This is a genomic window from Streptomyces sp. NPDC031049, from assembly GCF_055571015.1.
The window spans coordinates 1-13,038 of record NZ_JBVIGC010000032.1 but is presented as its reverse complement, the minus strand read 5'-3'; the positions used below and the strand labels follow the sequence as shown (position 1 = coordinate 13,038).

Below are 13,038 nucleotides of genomic sequence, written 5' to 3'. Positions count from 1 at the left end.
GGGCCGGGTAACCCGGCCGGAGGGCGGTCATGCCCAAGATGTCACGTTCTGGGGTGACGGGCATGTCAGAGACGCCCGAGGCTCGGGGGTACGGGGGTACGGGGCAGGGGGTACGGGCCCACGAGGGCCGGGCCCGCGCGTGCGTACCAGCCGCGGCCGGCCAGTGCTGACCGCCCGGACACGTCCGGGCCGCCGGGACCGGCGCCGGGAGACCGGGCCGGCCGGTACGGGAACGTCCCGGACACGTCCGCGCCGCCGGGACCGGCGCCGGGTGTCTTGTGGCGGCGAGGCTTTCGCCGGGTGCTCTCATGCTGCCGAGGCCGCCGCCGGGTGCCCTCGTGCCGTCGGCAGGGACCGACCCGCCGCCCGCGGCCTCTCCCGCGGTCCCGCGCGTCGCCCGCGGCCTCTGCCGCCGCCCGCCCGCCGCCGGCCCGCCGCCCGCCGCCGGCCCGCCGCCCGCCTGCGGCCCGCGCGCCGCCCGCCTGCGGCCCGCGCGCCGCCCGCGGCCCCGCGTCGCCCGCGCCCCCGCGTGTCGCCCGCGGAAAACTCCCCGTAGCCGCCCCGTAACACGCCTGGTGTTTCCTGGCCGACCGGACCGGAAGGCTCCACTGCGTTCGGGGAGTTGAGCGATGACCGCGGATCGGTTGCCGGGGCGGACCAGGCGGTTCGCGGCCTACCTGGCGGACCTGCTGACCCGTCTGGACCAGGACGACGGCTGGTGCGGGGTGTTCTGGCGGCGCGACCCGGACGGCATGCGGGACTTCCTCGACGGGCGCGATGTGCCGCCGTGGGACCTGGTGGAGTCGCTCCTGAGCGATCTCGCCGCACGGTACGACCCCGCGGGCGCCCGCGCCGAGACGGAGCGCGCCCGCGCCCTGCACACCGCGGCCCTCGCCGAGTACGACGCCGGGCCCGGCGCCCGCGACGCCCTCGCCGACCGGCTCGACGTCATGCTGCGCGAGCGGCGCTACGCCGCCGAGCGGCAGGCCGAACTCGGCCGGCTCCTCGCCGCGGCCCCCGCGTCCGGCGAGGCCGGCTCCCTCCGCGTCGACCTGGCCTGGGCACGCGACGACCACGCCCGGGCGGCGGCCCGCTGCACGGAACTTCGCGCACGCATCGAGGCGCTGGACCGCCGCACGACGGGGGAGCGGACCCCGTCGGGCACGAGCCCGGGGCGCGTGCCCGACGGCTCCGGCGGGCCGCGCGCCACCCCGCCCGACAGACCTCGCAAGCGCCGGCGCGGCGGTGCGCGGTTCGCCGGGCTGGACGACCAGGTGGCCGAGGAGGCCGCCGGGCCGGCGGTACCGCCCGTGGTCGCGCCGAGCCTGCCCGGCCGGCCCGGTGCCGCCGGCCGCGGTGCCCCGCGCGGTGCGCGCTTCGCCGGGGCCGGCCAGGCCCCGGAGCCGGTGGTGCCGCAGGCGCCCGTGGCCGGCGACGCGGACCGGCGGGAGGCCGTACGACTGGTCGCGGCGCTGGCGCGGCTGCGTGCCGAGGGGCGCAGCGGGGAGGCGCACGTGCTGCTGGCCGAGGCCGCCCACGGGCCCGCCGCCCGGCTCCCGCTGCTGGCCGCCGGGCTGCGGCAGGCCGGGCTCGGCGCCGACTGGACGACCCTGCTGTGGGAGGCCGCCTCACTGCCCGTCGACCGGCTGGTGGCCGCCGCCGACGCGCTGGCCGCCGCGGACCGCCCCGACGACGCCGAGCAGATCCTGCGTCAGGGCGTGGCCCGGCCCGCCCCCGAGGTCGGCAGGGGCGTGCTCGCCCTGGCCGCCGAGGGACGCCGGCGCGAGGTGCGGGCGCTGCTCGACGCCTACGTCCGCGTCCGCACCCCCGAGGAGGCCGCCCGCAGCGCCGTCCCCGGCCCTCGGGTGATCGTGCCGCTGCTGCTGGAGGCCGCGGAAGGAGTGTCCCGGGAGCGCCACTGGGACCTCGTGCACGCCCTGCGCGTCGCCGGACTCGCCTCCTGACACCCGTGCGCCCCCGGCGTGCGCCCGCTCACCCACAGGGGTGTGAAACGCGGTCGACACCACGGCTTGGTGACGATGGTCTTGGCAAGCCCTGCGCCGAGGCTTACGGTCGTGCCTCTACGGCCTGCGTCTACGGGCGTAGAGGCTCTGGCGTCCCGTTGAAGGAGCAGCTCATGGCCAACGTCGTACGCGCCGCTCTGGTCCAGGCCACTTGGACCGGCGACACCGAGTCCATGGTGGCGAAACACGAGGAGCACGCCCGCGAGGCGGCCCGGCAGGGCGCGAAGATCATCGGCTTCCAGGAAGTCTTCAACAGCCCCTACTTCTGCCAGGTCCAGGACCCCGAGCACTACCGCTGGGCCGAGCCCGTCCCCGACGGCCCGACCGTCCGCCGGATGCAGGCCCTCGCCCGCGAGACCGGCATGGTGATCGTCGTACCGGTCTTCGAGATCGAGCAGTCCGGGTTCTACTACAACACCGCGGCCGTCATCGACGCCGACGGCACCGTCCTCGGGACGTACCGCAAGCACCACATCCCGCAGGTCAAGGGATTCTGGGAGAAGTTCTACTTCCGGCCCGGCAACCTCGGCTGGCCGGTCTTCGACACCGCCGTCGGCCGGGTCGGCGTCTACATCTGCTACGACCGCCACTTCCCCGAGGGCTGGCGCCAACTCGGCCTCAACGGCGCCCAGTTGGTCTACAACCCCTCCGCCACCCACCGCGGCCTGTCCGCCCATCTGTGGCGGCTGGAACAGCCCGCGGCGGCCGTCGCCAACGAGTACTTCGTCGCCGCGATCAACCGCGTCGGACAGGAGGAGTACGGCGACAACGACTTCTACGGCACCTCCTACTTCGTCGACCCGCGCGGCCAGTTCGTCGGCGACGTCGCCAGCGACATCAAGGAGGAACTCGTCGTCCGGGACCTCGACTTCGGCCTCGTCGAGGAGGTGCGGCAGCAGTGGGCGTTCTACCGCGACCGCCGCCCCGACGCCTACGAGGGGCTGGTGCGGCCGTGACCCGGGACCTGCTCGCCCGCCACCGGTCCGTCCTGCCCGACTGGCTCGCCCTGTACTACGAGGAGCCGCTGGAGATCACCCACGGCGAGGGCCGCCACGTCTGGGACGCCGCGGGCAACCGGTACCTGGACTTCTTCGGCGGCATCCTCACCACCATGACCGCGCACGCCCTGCCCGAGGTGACCAAGGCGGTGAGCGAGCAGGCCGGGCGGATCGTGCACTCCTCGACCCTCTACCTCAACCGGCCGATGGTCGAACTGGCGGAGCGCATCGCCCACGTCAGCGGCATCCCCGACGCCCGCGTCTTCTTCACCACCTCCGGCACGGAGGCCAACGACACCGCCCTGCTGCTCGCCACCACTCACCGGCGCAGCAACACGATCCTGGCGATGCGCAACAGCTACCACGGCCGCTCCTTCAGCGCCGTCGGCATCACCGGCAACCGCGGCTGGTCCCCGACCTCCCTGTCCCCGTTGCAGACGCTCTACGTCCACGGCGGGGTGCGCACCCGCGGCCCGTACGCCGGCCTGGACGACCGCGACTTCATCGCCGCCTGCGTCGAGGACCTCACCGACCTGCTCGGCCACACCCGCCCGCCCGCCGCGCTGATCGCCGAGCCGATCCAGGGCGTCGGCGGCTTCACCTCCCCGCCCGACGGCCTGTACGCCGCCTTCCGCGAGGTGCTGCACGAGCACGGCGTCCTGTGGATCGCCGACGAGGTGCAGACCGGCTGGGGCCGCACCGGCGAGCACTTCTGGGGCTGGCAGGCGCACGGGCGCGGCGGCCCGCCGGACATCGTGACGTTCGCCAAGGGCATCGGCAACGGCATGTCCATCGGCGGGGTGATCGCCCGCGCCGAGATCATGAACTGCCTGGACGCCAACAGCATCTCCACCTTCGGCGGCACCCAGGTCACCATGGCCGCCGGCCTCGCCAACCTCTCGTACCTGCTGGAACACGACCTCCAGGGCAACGCCCGGCGGGTCGGCGGCCTGCTCATCGAGCGGCTGCGGGCCGTCGCCGCCCAGGTGCCGCACGTCCGCGAGGTGCGCGGACGCGGACTGTTGATCGGCATCGAGCTGACCCGTCCCGGCACCGACGACGCCGATCCGCAGGCCGCGTCCGCCGTGCTGGAGGCGGCCCGCGCCGGCGGTCTGCTGGTCGGCAAGGGCGGCGGGCACCGCACCAGCGTGCTGCGCATCGCCCCGCCGCTGTCCCTCACCGTCGCCGAGGCCGAGGAGGGCGCCGCGATCCTGGAACGCGCGCTGCGCGGTCTGTGAGCACCGCCGCCCCCGCACGTCGCCGACCGCGCACCGAGCAGGAGGAAGCAGCATGAGCAGCCGTACCGTGATCCGCGGTGGCCTGGTCGTCACCGCGTCCGACGAGATCCACGCCGACGTCCTGATCGAGGACGGCCGCATCGCCGCCCTCGCCGCGTCCGGCACCCCGGCCGCCGAGTCGTTCACGGCCGCGCACGTCATCGACGCCACCGGCAAGTACGTCATCCCGGGCGGCGTCGACGCGCACACCCACATGGAACTGCCCTTCGGCGGCACCTTCGCCTCCGACACCTTCGAGACCGGCACCCGGGCCGCCGCCTGGGGCGGCACGACGACCATCGTCGACTTCGCGGTGCAGAGCGTCGGCCACTCCCTGCGCGAGGGGCTGGACGCCTGGCACGCCAAGGCCGAGGGCAACTGCGCGATCGACTACGGCTTCCACATGATCGTCTCCGACGTCCGTGAGGAGACGCTGAAGGAGATGGACCTGCTGGTGGAGGAGGGCGTGACCTCCTTCAAGCAGTTCATGGCGTATCCGGGCGTCTTCTACTCCGACGACGGCCAGATCCTGCGTGCCATGCAGCGGTCCGCCGCCAACGGCGGACTGATCATGATGCACGCGGAGAACGGCATCGCCATCGACGTCCTCGTCGAGCAGGCCCTCGCCCGCGGCGAGACCGACCCCCGCTACCACGGTGAGGTCCGCAAGAGCCTGCTGGAGGCCGAGGCCACGCACCGCGCCGTCCGCCTCGCCCAGGTCGCCGGGGCACCGCTGTACGTGGTGCACGTCTCGGCGGCGGAGGCGGTCGCCGAGCTGGCCCGGGCCCGCGACGAGGGGCTGCCCGTCTTCGGGGAGACCTGCCCGCAGTACCTGTTCCTGTCCACCGACAACCTCGCCGAGCCGGACTTCGAGGGCGCCAAGTACGTGTGCAGCACGCCGCTGCGCCCGCGCGAGCACCAGGCGGCGCTGTGGCGGGGCCTGCGCACCAACGACCTCCAGGTGGTCTCCACCGACCACTGCCCCTTCTGCTTCGCCGGCCAGAAGGAGTTGGGCCGCGGCGACTTCTCCAAGATCCCCAACGGCCTGCCCGGCGTCGAGAACCGCATGGACCTGCTCCACCAGGCCGTCCTGGACGGGCACCTCTCCCGCCGCCGCTGGATCGAGATCGCCTGTGCCACCCCGGCCCGGATGTTCGGTTTGTACCCGAAGAAGGGCACCATCGCGCCCGGCGCCGACGCCGACGTCGTGATCTACGACCCGCACGCCGAGCAGGTCATGTCCGCCGAGACCCACCACATGAACGTCGACTACTCGGCGTACGAGGGCAAGCGGGTCACCGGCCGGGTCGACACCGTGCTCTCGCGCGGTGTCCCCGTCATCACCGAGCGGGAGTACACCGGCCGCAAGGGCCACGGCGTCTACACCCCGCGCGCCACCTGCCAGTACCTGAACTAGCCGACGGCAGCCGACAACCAGCGACATGGAGTGGCGCAGATGGACTTCGGACTCGTCCTTCAGACCGACCCGCCGGCCTCCCGCGTCGTCAGCCTGATGAAACGGGCGGAGCGCAACGGCTTCACCCACGGCTGGACCTTCGACTCCGCCGTGCTGTGGCAGGAACCGTTCGTGATCCACAGTCAGATCCTGGCGAACACGCGAAAACTGAAGGTCGGGCCGATGGTGACCAACCCGGGCACCCGCACCTGGGAGGTCACCGCCTCCACCTTCGCCACCCTCAACGACATGTTCGGCAACCGCACCGTCTGCGGCATCGGCCGCGGCGACTCGGCGATGCGCGTGGCCGGCCGCAAGCCGAACACCCTGGCCCGGCTGGGCGAGGCCATCGACGTCGTCCGCGACCTGGCGGAGGGCCGCGAGGCCGTCGTCGACGGCCAACCCGTGCGCATCCCCTGGGTCCGCGGCGGCAGGCTTCCGGTGTGGATGGCCGCCTACGGGCCGAAGGCGCTCGCGCTGGCCGGGCGGAAGGCGGACGGCTTCATCCTCCAGCTCGCCGACCCGTTCCTGACCGAATGGATGATCAAGGCGGTGCGGAAGGCGGCCGAGGAGGCGGGCCGCGACCCCGCCTCGGTGACCGTCTGCGTCGCCGCGCCCGCCTACGTCGGCGACGACCTGGCGCACGCGCGCGACCAGTGCCGGTGGTTCGGCGGCATGGTCGGCAACCACGTCGCGGACCTGGTGAGCCGGTACGGCGAGCACTCCGGCCTGGTGCCCGAGGCCCTCACCTCGTACATCAAGGACCGCCAGGGGTACGACTACCGCCACCACGGGCGGGCCGGGAACCCCTCCACCGACTTCGTCCCCGACGCGATCGTGGACCGCTTCTGCCTGCTGGGGCCGCCGGCCGCCCACATCGCGAAGCTGAAGGCGCTGCGGGCCCTGGGCGTCGACCAGTTCGCGGTGTACGACATGCACGACGCGCAGGAGGCCACGATCGAGGCGTACGGCTCCGAGGTCATCCCGGCCGTCAACGCCTGACCGGAGCGGGAGTCCCCGAGGCGGACGGTCCTCGGGGACTTCGGGTACGGCGCTCCTACCAGTGGACGGGCAGCCGTTCCGGTATGCGCTTCATGAACCCGGTCCGCCACACCAGTTGCTCGACCGGGACCGCCAGGCCGAGGCGGGGCATGCGGTCGAGCAGGACGCGCAGCGCGGTCTCGGCGTGCTTCTTGCCCAGGGCGGTGGCCGGGCAGTAATGCGCCCCGCCGCCGAAGGACAGATGGGTGCCCGCATCGGGGCGGTCCAGCCGGATGGTGTGCGGGTCCTCGTAGCGGGCGGGGTCGTGGTTGGCGGCCTCGACCAGGACCAGGACCAGTTCGCCCTTGGCCACCGTGACGTCACCGAGCCGCACGTCGTCCAGGGCGATGCGCGGCAGCCCGTCGGCGATGGACAGGTTGACGCGCAGCAGTTCGTCGACCGCGGCCGGGACCAGGCCGGAGTCGGCGGCCAGCCGGTCCCGTACGCCGGGGTTGAGCAGCAGCGTCGTGCACATCATGGTCAGGGCGCCCATGACCGAGATCACCCCGGCGCCGAACATGGTGACCCCCACGGTCGCGAACATCTCGTCGGAGACGTGGGTGTAGCCGGCGGTGCCGCGCAGGGCGGCCAGCTCGCCCATCAGCCCGGTGGTGTCCGGGTCGTCCAGGCGGGCCTTCATGTAGGCGATGTCGCGCTCCCAGTTGAGCGCGGCGGCCGGGATCGGCCGGGGGCTGTTCATGAACGCCACGTGCAGACTGCGGTAGAGGCGGTCGGCGTCCTCCAGGGGAATGCCCAGCAGCCGGCAGTGCAGGCCGGTGGAGTACGGCACCGCGAAGTCCCGGCGCAGATCGGCCGGAGCCCCCTGGGCCACCATCCGGTCGGCCAGCTGGGCGGCGTAGTCCTCCATCCAGTCGGCGTGCGCCTTGGGGTTGATGGCGCGCATCACGGCCCGGCGCAGCCCGGCACCGGTGATGTTGCCCATGTTGTTGACGACCTCCGGCGGGATCGTCAGCGCGTACTGGCGCGGAACTCCGGGGGCGGAGGTCTCCTTGAGGCTGAAGCGGTCGTCCTCCAGCACCTGCTTGCACAGGGCGTAGGAGGACACCAGCCACGCCTCGTCGCCGGCGATGGTGCGCACCCGGGTCACCGGGCGGTCCCGCAGCAGGGCCGGCACCTCGTCGGGGAGCCGGTCACCGCGCGGTGAGAAGGGGAAGTCGAGCAGGTCCGTGCCGGCTGCGGTCGTCACCGGGTGGCCTCCGTACGCGTGGGGGTGATGATGCCGTGGCCCTGGTTGCGGGAGGCCCGCAGCCCGTGCCCCGGCCCGTACAGCAGGTCCGCCAGCGGCAGCACCTGGTGGTAGCAGTTGAGCGAGGAGGCGACGTCGAAGATCGCCGGGGAGTCGATGAACAGGGGCAGCTCGGCCAGGATGTAGCGGGTGCACACCTCTCGCTGCCGTCCGGTGCTCTCCCGTCCGGTGACCTTGTCTCTGAGGAAACGATTCACCAGATCGGCGACGGTCATCCGCAGCACGGGATCGCCGGCCATGAGCTCCTCCAGCCACCGGCTCAGCCGCCGGTACTCCGGCCGCGAGGTCAGCGCGGACACCGGCTGTGCCCGCACCCGGATGTCGTCCGGGTCGGCGGACCGCGCGGCGGCCGTGACCTTGGCACGCACCCCGCGCAGGTTCTTGACCGCCTTGCGGCGGGCGTCGTCCGGCGCGTAGCCCAGCGCCTCGTACATGTCGGCGACGTACATGTCGGTGTAGACGATGTCGACCCGGGTGAAGCGCTCGGCCGCCCAGTGCGCCAGGCCGGTGACCGTGTCGGCGGTGAAGAATCCGTTGCCGGGGGAGACGCCGATGACGGCGTGATGGGCTTCCTGTTCGATGACCCGGCAGTGGGAGGTGTACGGCCGCACGGTGAATATGTCGGTCGTGATGGTCGTCAAAGGGGACGATTCCTTCGGAGCCGCTAGTCCCAGTGGGGCCCCGTGCCCCCGGTGTGGCGAACTCCGGGCAGCAACTTAGCCGAAACCCCGCGCGTCACACACCATGACCGGCCAGTAACTCTGCGGATTTCGTAGGCGGCTGAACTCCGCTCAGTCCGGACGGAACGGACATCGCGTGCCGGAGCCCGCCGATCCGGGGCCGTCGTCCGAGCCCCTACGAGCCGCTCGCGTCGTCCGAGCCGTCATCGCCGTCGGAACCGGCCGTGCCGTCCGCGCCGTCCGGCTTCTTCTCCAGGGCGGCCACCGCCTCCTTGGCCGCCTTGATGGCCCCCTTGTTGATCTCGTCGGTGCTCGGTGCCGTCTTGCTCTCGAAGTCGCTGCCGTTGTAAGTGATCACGACCAGCGCGTTCGCGGCGCGGACCAGCACCGTGCCCTCGCGCGTCTGCTGCTTGTCCTCCGTGGTCAGGTTCACCACCGAGTAGGCCGCGTCCCCGAGGCCGGGCACCTCGCCCCCGCCGCTGCGGTCCGCGACCCGTTCCCGGTACGACTTCTCCGCCGCCTCGTCGGACCGCATCACCTCGAAGGAGACGTCCAGCCAGCGGTAGTCGTACCCCTTGAGCGCGTTCCAGGAGCAGGTGCGGCGCACTGCGGAATCCGTCGAGGGTATTTCCTTGCCCGCCGTCCTCGCGCCCGGCACCAGCGAGGAGATCGTGCCCTCGGCCAGGCTGGTGCAGGGCGCCGGCGCGGAGGCGTACGTCTTTGACACCGCCTGCGTCGACGGTGCGGAGGGCGAGGCGGTCCCGGTCCGCCCGGTCTGCGACTGCGGCTTGTGCTCGGCGGCCGGCGCCGCGGCGAACGGGCCGGACGACAGCGCCCAGCCCGCCGAGGCGAGCACGGCGACCGGGGTCAGGCGCGCGGCGAGGGCGAGCGGCAGAGGAAGGGAACGCACGGCGCACTTCTCGTGGGGGACGGTGCGGAGCGGGTCCGCACTGCGGACGGGACGCCAGTTTCACACGAGTCCCGGTGGGGCGGAAGTGCCAACTCGCTGCGTGCCCGCCCGGTGACGCAACGGTCCCGCCGCTAGGCCGTCTCGGGGGCGGTGCGCGGGGAATGGGCGGATTCGATCCGGTCCACGGCGAGGAACGCGCCGTACGCGACGAGGTGCACCAGACAGTGGTCGGTGTGCTCCGGGCGGCGCCAGGCCGCCACGTCGCGGTCGGTGATCCGGTACGGCGCGAGCGCCGCCAGCAGCGCCAGCCGCGCGCCGGGCCGCTCCCGCCGGTCAGGGAAACCGTCCGGGGCGAGCGGCGGGTGCCCGCCGTCCCATGCGCTCACCGTCCCCCGTACGAGAGCCCGGTCCTCGGCGTCGAGCAGGCCCGCGCCCGCCAGCGCGGCCGTGCGCAGCGCGGCGTACGCGGGCCCGACCGGCGTTCCGGCCGCCCAGGCCGGCCCCGGGCCCGGCTCGTCCAGCAGGGCCAGGGCGGCGCCCGGTGGCACGGGGCGGCGCACGGCCGACGAGAGCGCCCGTCCGGCGAGACGGCGCGCCGGGCGCAGGCGCTCGGCACCGCCGGGGAGCAGCTTCTCGGTCAGCAGCGCGGAGACGATGCGATTGATGAAGTGGAAGGCCAGCGCGGTGCCCAGATAGCCCGGCGCCTCCTCGGGCGGGAACGGGTACGGCCCGGCGGCGGCGCCCGGAACACGGGTGCGCTGCGCCCAGTCGAGCACACGGGCGTGCCGCTCGTCCTCGGGGGCCTCGCCGCGCGACAGCCGCTCGGCCAGGGCGTGGTCTCCGCCCGCGTGCAGCAGCACGGTGTGGGCGCTCACGCAGAACGGGCAGCGGTTGGCGAGCGACACCCCGAAGGCCGCGACCTCCTTGCCGGTCCGGCCGCCGGGGCCGGCGAGGAGGGACTCGCGCAGCAGGGCCCAGGCGGGGGCGAGGAGTCCGGGGGCGGAGGAGAGCACCACGAAGGTGGGCGGCTCGGCGACGCCGAAGTCACGGGCGATCTGCGCGAAGACCTCGGCGACGCGGCCGGTGGCCGACTTCGGCGGGAGGGGGTCGGTGTGGCGGAAGGGCGTGCTGTGGGACGTCATGGACCCCAGGGTGCGCCGCGGGGGCACTCCCCGGCGTCGTGCCGCCGGATGCTTTCCGCGCTGCGCCGGCCGCGCCCGGCCGGACCCGGAACTACTGCACGGGGAGTAGTCCCCGAGCCGTCCACAGGGCGGACGCCCCGGCCGGTCCGGCCGTCTAGGGTGCGGGCATGAGCGGGCACCGGGTGACACGCGCACGGCTCGCCGACGCGGCGCTCGCCGTCGTGATCGGCGCGCTCGTGCTGGTCACGGCCGACGGCGACACGACCGCGCTCGACCACGCGCTCGTCGCGCTCGCCAGTGCGGCCCTGGCCTTCTACCGCGCCGCGCCCCGCGCGGTCCTGGCGGTCACCACCGCGCTCGGCACCGCCTATGTGCTGCACGCCCATCCGGGGCCGCTCGCCGCCCTGCCCGTCCTCGGCGCCGTGCACACCGCGGCCCGCGTCGGCCACCGCGGCGTCGCCGCGGGCGCGGCCGGGGTGTTCCTCGCCGGATACGCGGTGACCGGGCCCGGCGCACAGGAGGCGGCCGAGCGGACCGCGCTGCTCGCCGGGTGGTTCCTGTGCGCCGTGGTGACCGGGCTCGCCGACCGCAACTGGCAGGCGTATCTGCGCCAGACCGAACAGCGCGCCCTGGAGGCCGAACGCACCCGCGAGGAGGCCGCCCTCCGCCGGGCCGGCGAGGAGCGCCTGCGCATCGCCCGGGAGTTGCACGACTCGCTGACGCACAGCATCTCCATCGTCAAGCTCCAGGCGGGCGTCGCCGTCCATCTGGCCCGGAAACGCGGGGAGGAGGTGCCGCCCGCCCTGCTCGCCATCCAGGAGGCCGGCGGCGAGGCGATGCGCGAACTGCGTGCCGCGCTGAACGTGCTGCGCGCGGAAGAGCCCGCCGGGACGCCCGCGCAGCTCGTGGAGCGCGCCCGGCGGGCCGGCCTCGCCGTCGACCTGACCGTCACCGGCGACGGGCGCCCGCTGCCCGGCGCCGTCGACCGGGCCGTGTACCGCATCGTCCAGGAGGCCCTCACCAACGCGGCGCGCCACGCGGGGCCGGCGAAGGTGACGGTGCGCCTCGACCACGGCCCCGAGCGCCTGGCGGTCGCCGTGGAGGACGACGGTGCCGCCGACCCCTCCCGCCCGCCGGAGCCGGGCACCGGACTGACCGGCATGCGGGAGCGCGTCACCGCCCTCGGCGGCACCCTGCACGCCGCGCCGCGCCCCGAGGGCGGCTTCCGGGTCCGTGCCGAACTGCCGCTGGAGGAGGGGAGATGACCGACACGATCCGGGTCGCGCTCGTCGACGACCAGGCGCTGATCCGGGCCGGCTTCCGGGCGCTGCTGGAGGCGGAGGACGGCATCGAGGTGGTCGGCGAGGCGGCCGACGGCGAACAGGGGGTGGCGCTGGTGCGGGCCGAGGTGCCCGACATCGCGCTGGTCGACGTGCAGATGCCGGTGATGACGGGCATCGAGGCCACCCGCCGGATCGCCGCCGACCCCGCCCTGGACGCCGTACGGGTCGTCATCCTCACCAACTACGGCCTGGACGAGTACGTCTTCGAGGCGCTGCGGGCGGGAGCGAGCGGCTTTCTGCTGAAGGACACCGAACCGGCCGACCTGCTCCAGGCCGTCGAGGTCGTGGCCCGCGGCGAGGCCCTGCTGTCGCCGTCGGTCACCCGCACCCTGATCGGGGAGTTCGTGGCCCGGCCGCCCGACCGGGCCACCGCGCCCGGACTGGAGTGCCTCACCCGGCGCGAACGGGAGGTGACCGCGCTGGCCGCCCGCGGGCTGACCAACGAGGAGATCGCCGCGCACATGGTCATCAGCCCGCTGACCGCCAAGACCCACATCAGCCGGGCCATGACCAAGCTCGGCGCCCGGGACCGGGCCCAACTGGTCGTCTTCGCCTACGAGTCGGGCTTGGTCACCGCCCGCCACCGCTGAGCGGGGACCGGCGCCCCGTGCCGGATGGCGTTGCCCGCGTTGACCCCGTAGGCGGCGTCGCGCAGCAGGTTCCAGACGAATCGCACCAGCATCCTCATGGCGGGCTCTCCAAGATTCTCGGCTGCCGAGCTGGGCGTGGCCTCGGCCACACCTGGAGTATACCCACCTGTATGGTTACTGACGCGGGACCGCCGGGTGCCGTGCCGGGGTGCCGGCGAGGGTCTGGACGTTGCGGTGGATGTCGAGGGCGGCGGTGGAGCGGTTGAGGGTGATGTAGTGCAGTCCGGGGGCGCCCTCGGCCAGGAGTCGT

Annotated in this window: 12 protein-coding genes and 1 pseudogene; 7 read left to right on the top strand and 6 right to left on the bottom strand. The window is 73.9% G+C overall.

What is annotated here, in order from left to right; genetic code table 11:
* The first annotated feature begins 629 nt into the window (after positions 1-629).
* The 5 genes from ACZ45Q_RS33205 (at position 630) to ACZ45Q_RS33185 (ending at position 6,757) form a co-directional block, all read left to right on the top strand.
* Complete coding sequence (locus tag ACZ45Q_RS33205) at positions 630-1,964, top strand: hypothetical protein (RefSeq protein WP_468268619.1); 1,335 nt, start codon at positions 630-632, stop codon at positions 1,962-1,964.
* 173 nt (positions 1,965-2,137) lie between these two features.
* The gene (locus ACZ45Q_RS33200; RefSeq protein WP_468268616.1) at positions 2,138-2,980 is read left to right on the top strand and encodes a nitrilase-related carbon-nitrogen hydrolase; all 843 of its coding nucleotides are present in this window, start codon (positions 2,138-2,140) and stop codon (positions 2,978-2,980) included.
* A complete protein-coding gene (locus tag ACZ45Q_RS33195) occupies positions 2,977-4,260 on the top strand; it encodes an aspartate aminotransferase family protein (RefSeq protein WP_468268613.1) in 1,284 nt (427 codons plus the stop codon). The genes ACZ45Q_RS33200 and ACZ45Q_RS33195 overlap by 4 nt, the downstream gene beginning before the upstream one ends.
* Before the next feature lie 52 nt (positions 4,261-4,312).
* Positions 4,313-5,716 (top strand): dihydropyrimidinase, encoded by a 1,404-nt coding sequence (hydA, locus tag ACZ45Q_RS33190; RefSeq protein WP_468268610.1) that lies wholly within the window; start codon positions 4,313-4,315, stop codon positions 5,714-5,716.
* A gap of 39 nt (positions 5,717-5,755) precedes the next feature.
* Positions 5,756-6,757: a TIGR03842 family LLM class F420-dependent oxidoreductase gene (locus tag ACZ45Q_RS33185; RefSeq protein ID WP_468268607.1), complete on the top strand. Its 1,002-nt coding sequence runs from the start codon at positions 5,756-5,758 to the stop codon at positions 6,755-6,757.
* Between the two features lie 55 nt (positions 6,758-6,812).
* Here the strand turns inward: ACZ45Q_RS33185 and ACZ45Q_RS33180 are convergent, their stop codons facing one another.
* From ACZ45Q_RS33180 to ACZ45Q_RS33165, 4 genes are all read right to left on the bottom strand, one after another.
* A complete protein-coding gene (locus tag ACZ45Q_RS33180; RefSeq protein WP_468268604.1) occupies positions 6,813-8,003 on the bottom strand; it encodes a cytochrome P450 in 1,191 nt (396 codons plus the stop codon).
* Positions 8,000-8,704 (bottom strand): cyclodityrosine synthase, encoded by a 705-nt coding sequence (locus ACZ45Q_RS33175; protein WP_468268601.1) that lies wholly within the window; start codon positions 8,702-8,704, stop codon positions 8,000-8,002. Before ACZ45Q_RS33175 ends, ACZ45Q_RS33180 begins: the two co-directional genes overlap by 4 nt.
* A gap of 214 nt (positions 8,705-8,918) precedes the next feature.
* Complete coding sequence (locus ACZ45Q_RS33170; protein WP_468268598.1) at positions 8,919-9,653, bottom strand: hypothetical protein; 735 nt, start codon at positions 9,651-9,653, stop codon at positions 8,919-8,921.
* A gap of 131 nt (positions 9,654-9,784) precedes the next feature.
* Positions 9,785-10,795 (bottom strand): carboxymuconolactone decarboxylase family protein, encoded by a 1,011-nt coding sequence (locus ACZ45Q_RS33165; RefSeq protein ID WP_468268595.1) that lies wholly within the window; start codon positions 10,793-10,795, stop codon positions 9,785-9,787.
* A 167-nt stretch (positions 10,796-10,962) separates the two neighbouring features.
* On the opposite strand from ACZ45Q_RS33165, the gene ACZ45Q_RS33160 reads away from it, so the two are divergent.
* Both ACZ45Q_RS33160 and ACZ45Q_RS33155 read left to right on the top strand, forming a co-directional pair.
* Positions 10,963-12,060, top strand: coding sequence for a sensor histidine kinase (locus ACZ45Q_RS33160; RefSeq protein WP_468268592.1), 1,098 nt, complete (start codon positions 10,963-10,965; stop codon positions 12,058-12,060).
* Complete coding sequence (locus ACZ45Q_RS33155) at positions 12,057-12,728, top strand: response regulator (RefSeq protein WP_468268589.1); 672 nt, start codon at positions 12,057-12,059, stop codon at positions 12,726-12,728. The genes ACZ45Q_RS33160 and ACZ45Q_RS33155 overlap by 4 nt, the downstream gene beginning before the upstream one ends.
* On the opposite strand, the gene ACZ45Q_RS33150 is transcribed toward ACZ45Q_RS33155, so the two are convergent.
* On the bottom strand, positions 12,692-12,826 hold the full coding sequence (locus ACZ45Q_RS33150; RefSeq protein ID WP_468268586.1) for a hypothetical protein: 135 nt from the start codon (positions 12,824-12,826) through the stop codon (positions 12,692-12,694). The two genes, ACZ45Q_RS33155 and ACZ45Q_RS33150, sit on opposite strands and share 37 nt — an antisense overlap.
* 76 nt (positions 12,827-12,902) lie before the next feature.
* Positions 12,903-13,038: pseudogene (locus tag ACZ45Q_RS33145) on the bottom strand (5,10-methylenetetrahydrofolate reductase); the annotation flags it as partial.